At 64.5% G+C, this 4,733-nt stretch carries 5 protein-coding genes; 3 read left to right on the forward strand and 2 right to left on the reverse strand.

What is annotated here, in order from left to right:
- Nucleotides 1–400 precede the first annotated feature (400 nt).
- The 3 genes from ACIQ0W_RS15880 (at nt 401) to ACIQ0W_RS15890 (ending at nt 2,245) form a co-directional block, all read left to right on the forward strand.
- Complete coding sequence (locus tag ACIQ0W_RS15880) at nt 401–793, forward strand: four-helix bundle copper-binding protein (protein ID WP_396643613.1); 393 nt, start codon at nt 401–403, stop codon at nt 791–793.
- 73 nt (nt 794–866) lie between these two features.
- Nucleotides 867–1,475, forward strand: coding sequence for a DUF305 domain-containing protein (locus ACIQ0W_RS15885; RefSeq protein WP_396643614.1), 609 nt, complete (start codon nt 867–869; stop codon nt 1,473–1,475).
- 59 nt (nt 1,476–1,534) lie between these two features.
- Nucleotides 1,535–2,245, forward strand: coding sequence for a potassium channel family protein (locus ACIQ0W_RS15890; RefSeq protein ID WP_396643615.1), 711 nt, complete (start codon nt 1,535–1,537; stop codon nt 2,243–2,245).
- A gap of 280 nt (nt 2,246–2,525) precedes the next feature.
- Here the strand turns inward: ACIQ0W_RS15890 and istB are convergent, their stop codons facing one another.
- Together istB and istA are read right to left on the reverse strand one after the other, a co-directional pair.
- Complete coding sequence (istB, locus tag ACIQ0W_RS15895) at nt 2,526–3,323, reverse strand: IS21-like element helper ATPase IstB (RefSeq protein WP_103663125.1); 798 nt, start codon at nt 3,321–3,323, stop codon at nt 2,526–2,528.
- Complete coding sequence (istA, locus tag ACIQ0W_RS15900) at nt 3,323–4,537, reverse strand: IS21 family transposase (protein ID WP_103663492.1); 1,215 nt, start codon at nt 4,535–4,537, stop codon at nt 3,323–3,325. The genes istB and istA overlap by 1 nt, the downstream gene beginning before the upstream one ends.
- Nucleotides 4,538–4,733 lie beyond the last annotated feature (196 nt).

Raw genomic sequence — 4,733 nt, forward strand, 5'->3', positions numbered from 1 at the left:
CCTCCGCCGTGCCCGTGGTGATCTGCGTGTGCGTCGTGCTCGGCCATCTGTCCAGTGCGCTGACCGTGCTCCCCGGGGTGTATTGCCCCGGGGACGTGGTCAGAGGTGTTTGGGATCATGGGGCCTTTCCTATCGACAACGTCGTCGCGATCATCGGGTTCTTTCATCGACATGACGACTTCCTCTCTTGGAGGGTCACCTTTTTGTTGGTGTGGGGACAAGGCCACCCTATACCCCCAGCGGGTATAGGGTGGCCGCGCTCTGCGCGCTCTGGCTGGCGAGCTATGTGTGATTGATACCCCAGCCCCCTCCCGGTATGCAACCCCCTCCACAAATGGGTATGCCGCTCATAACGTTTCGACCGGTCGGGCGCCCGTCCGGCGGGAAAGGAGTAGTGACCATGACTATCACGGGAGAGATGCTGCGCACCCATCCGAAGGCCGATGGGAGCGATGCGCTGCTGATGTGTATCGAGGCGTGCGTGGAGTGCGCACAGTCGTGTACCTCGTGCGCCGATGCATGCCTGGGTGAGGAAATGGTGGCGGAGCTGACCGGATGTATCCGCAAGAACCTTGACTGTGCCGCCGTCTGTGCCGCGACCGCCGTGGTGCTGACTCGCCAGACCGGCAGCAACCCCGACACCGTTCGCGCTGTCCTCGAGGCGTGCCGGGCCGCGTGCGCGGCGTGTGCGGAGGAGTGCGAGCAGCATGCCGGGATGCACGAGCACTGCACGATCTGCGCAGAGGCGTGCCGTCGCTGCGAGCGGGCGTGCGCCGAGTTGCTCGCCGCCTAAGGCGCCACCGAGCGCGCCTCGTCGGACGAGAGGCAATCCACGGGACGAATGAGTGAATGAGGAGATGATCGGTTTGTCTACGAATCAGAACAACGACCAACAGCGGGACCACGACGAGCACCAGACGGAGCAGAAGTCGCGGATGCAGATGACGATGTATCTGCGGTTCGCGGCGATGATCCTCACCGCGATGGTCGTCATGTACTGGGTGATGTTCGCAGGCTCGTGGGAATGGGGCCACGTCCGCTTTAGCGAGAGCCGTGTGTTCATGGCGGTCACGATGGGCGGCACCATGGTGTTGGTCATGCTCGCCTGGATGCTGAACATGTACAAGAACACGAAAGCGAACATCGCGATCGTCGCGGTCGGGGTTTTGCTGATCGGCGGCGGCATCGCTCTCGACCGTAGCCAGATCACGGTGGATGACACGGACTGGATGAGCGCAATGATCCCGCATCACTCGCTCGCGATCACCCGTTCTGAACGGGCACAGATTCAGGATGTGCGCGTCTGCGAACTCGCGGTCTCGATCAGCGAAGCTCAGCGAAACGAGATCCTCGAGATGGACTGGCTGATCAAGGACATCGAGAAGAACGGCATCGCCGCCACTGTTGCCCAGGCTGAGGCCCGCGAGGTACCCGAGTTCGATCGCGCCGCCACGCGGCAGTGCCCCGCCGAGTAACCGGTGTAGTAGCCCGACGGGCATGTTAGGCCGCACCGTCATCTGAGGCTGAAGGGCCAGTGGGAATCGTCCTGGTCATCGTCGTCTGGGCAGCGTTGCAGGTTTGTGGGTGGACACTGATCTATCTGCCTCAGACGCCGGACGGCTTCAGCTTTGCCCCGGGTCTCAATCCGGACCGCTATCCCGATCTCTTCTCGTCGATCTACTTCTCCCTCGTCACGCTCGGGACCCTCGGCTACGGAGACGTCGTCCCGACCACCCCCGTGCTGCGAATACTTGCCCCGCTCCAAGCACTCACCGGCTTCATCCTCTTGACCGCCGCCGTATCATGGATCATGCAGCTCTACCCCGCGCTGAACCGTCGCCGCACTACCACCTTGCGGAACCGGAGTCTCGTTGGGGGCGGTTTCGTTTCCCGCCTGGAACCCGACGAAGCGTACGAGACCGATGCGCTGCTGATGAACGAAATCGCCTCCGCCCTCGCGCAAAGCCGCGTCGATCTCATGCAGAGCGCCGAAACTTACTACTTCACCGAGAAGGATCGGTCCCTCGCGCTGCCCCGAGCGATAGCTACCGCCTGGGGTATCGCGAAAACGGCCATGAAGACCCGCAACCCCACAGTGGTGGCCGCCGGAGAGGTGCTCACGGTCGCCGTCTCCGACCTCGCCACCCTGCTACAGGACGAATTCTTGCAGGAAGCTGGCGACGACATCCCCGCCATCATTGACGCTGCAGCACGCGATCGAGGAGGAACCAGCTCCTCGCGCTGATAGGGGGCACTTCCCTTGCCCCGCACGAGGCCCGAGCCCGAGCCCGTGGGAACGCCGTGGGAAAGATTGACGAAAGGTCGGGCCGTCGCAGGACACGGCAGAAAGGTCAAGACTCGCGGAATGACAGCGAAGCCGGTCTGTTGTGCACCCATGAAAGGTGTTCCTGCATGGGTTCAAATCCCACCGTCACCGCCACTTTGAGGCCCGTATCGGCTGATTGTCGGCGACGCTTGAGAACTGGTCACTTTCGGCGCTCGAAAAGTGAACAGTTGCGGGCAGTCTAGCCAGGGGTTTCGTCGGTCGTGGTTCTGATGCTGGGGAGGCTGTCGATGCCTCTGCCGCGGAGTCGATAACTCGCGCCCTTCAACGTGAGCACGTCGGCGTGGTGGACGATCCGGTCGATCATGGCCGCCGCGACGGCTTGGTCTCCGAAGACACCGCCCCAGCCGGAGAACGGCAGGTTGGAGGTGAGGATCAGCGAGGCGTGTTCGTAGCGAGATGAGACGAGCTGAAAGAACAAGTTCGCGGCGTCTTGTTCGAACGGGAGGTAGCCGACTTCGTCGACGATGATCAGCCCGTAGCGGCGTAGCCGGGCGAGCTCTTGCGGGAGTCGGCCTTGACGATGGGCGTCGGTGAGGCGGGTGACCCAGTCCGTCGCCGTCGCGAACAGCACTCTATGTCCGTGCTTCGCGGCGACGATCCCGAGTGCGGTTGCGAGATGCGTCTTCCCCGTTCCTGGCGGGCCCAGGAGCACGACGTTCTGCGCTTCCAGCAGGAACCCTCCGGAGGCGAGGGCGGCGATCTGCTGACGCGCGGTCGGTTGCGCGTCCCAGTCGAAGTCCTCGAGCATCTTGCGGGCGGGGAACCCGGCAGCTTTGATCCGCAGCTCCGCTCCGGACGCGTTCCGCGCGGAGACTTCTCGTTCGAGGACGGCGGCGAGGTAGTCCTCAAACGACCAGCCCGCGTCCCGGGCTTGATCGGCCATCCGGCCGGCAGCTTCAGTGATCCGGGGCGCTTTCAGCGCACCGGCGAGATAGGTGATCTGCTTGACCGCGTCTGTCGTCTTGCTCGCGGCCATCAGCTGTTCTCCTGGTCGGTGACCAGCCCGAAGGCCCGATCGTAGTCGGCGAGGTCGCGGGTCAGCTCATCGCCGACCGCCGCGGCGCGGGGCGTCTGGAACTGTTTGCGGAGCCGGGCCGCGGTCTCCACGTGGACCGGGTCGGTGACCGTGGTGCCCCGCGCCCAAACCCTGGCGTGGTCAGCGACGATCCGCCCATCGGCGCGGACTTTCACGCGGTCAAGGTCGGCGGTGACGTCGACCATCCGGCCGATCACCGTCGGATCCACGGAGTAGTCGTTGGTGTCGAGGCGGACGTAGTAGTCCCGGCCGAGTCGGATGCTGTTGCGCCAGCCCAGATGGATCGGGATCGGCGGCAACGGCAGCATCGCGGCCCGGTCCGCGTCGAGCCGATCCACGGGAGCGACCCGGATCGTGCGGACGATGCGGGAGTTCGCCAGGTTCAGCCAGTCCGTGAACTGGGTGTTGAAGTCCGCTGGGGAGGTGAACGACCGGCCCGGCATGAACGAGGTCTCAAACCACCCGTTGCGGCGCTCGACAACACCCTTGGACTCCGGATCACGAGGAGGCAGCAGCACCAGCCTGGTCGCGAGGGTCCCCATGAACGCCGCGACGCCGGCGGCGGGTCGATGGCCTCGCCCGATGCCGCCCTCGTTGTCCCAGATCAGCCTGCGCGGGACCCTGCCGAGTTGCTGGATCAGCTCCCACGACGCCTGCAGCAGATCCTCCGTCGTCCGGGTCGGAATCATCCGACCGACCATGAACCTGGAATGCGCCGCAGTGATCACCAACACCGGCAACAACTTGGTCGTGCCGTCCTCGAGGGGGATCTTCTTCGGCGGGAACCAGAGATCACACTGCGCCGCATCGCCCGGATCCCACGTCAGCCGATCCGCCGGATCGATCGGCCGGAACTCCGGCCGCAGCCGCTTCACCCCCGCCCGGAACCACGTGATCGACCCTTCCCAACCGACCCGCTCCGCGAGCACCGTCGCCGGCATATCCGGGGTCTCCTTCAGCAGCGCCCGCACCCGTGGTTCGAACGCGACGAACGAAGACTCCGTCGGCGTTCGCTCATACTGCGGCGGCGAATCCGACCGGACCGCCTTCAACACCGTCGTCCTCGAGATCCCCAACCGCTCCGCGATGCGCGCCTTCGGCACGCCCTCCGCAGCCAGCCGTCGGATCAGCGCCCAGTCCTCCAAAGTGATCACTCTCCAATCGTCGAGTGTTCACTTTTCACCGCCGAAACTGACCAGTTTTCGAGCGCCGCCGACACTGATTTGGGACTGCTGCACGAATAGGTGACAGGTTGTAGTCACGCCGCCAGTGCGGCGGTCGTGTTCATGATGGTCTCGAACTCGATGGGCGTCAAACGGCCCAGGCGGAGTTGGCGCCTCCGGCGGTGGT

Source organism: Microbacterium sp., from assembly GCF_044340635.1.
Taxonomy (GTDB): Bacteria; Actinomycetota; Actinomycetes; order Actinomycetales; family Microbacteriaceae; genus Microbacterium.

Coding starts and splice junctions, on each gene's coding strand:
- ACIQ0W_RS15880 (WP_396643613.1), top strand. CDS start 401: ATGACTATCACGGGAGAGATGCTGCGCACCCATCCGAAGGCCGATGGG.
- istB (WP_103663125.1), bottom strand. CDS start 3,323: ATGGCCGCGAGCAAGACGACAGACGCGGTCAAGCAGATCACCTATCTC.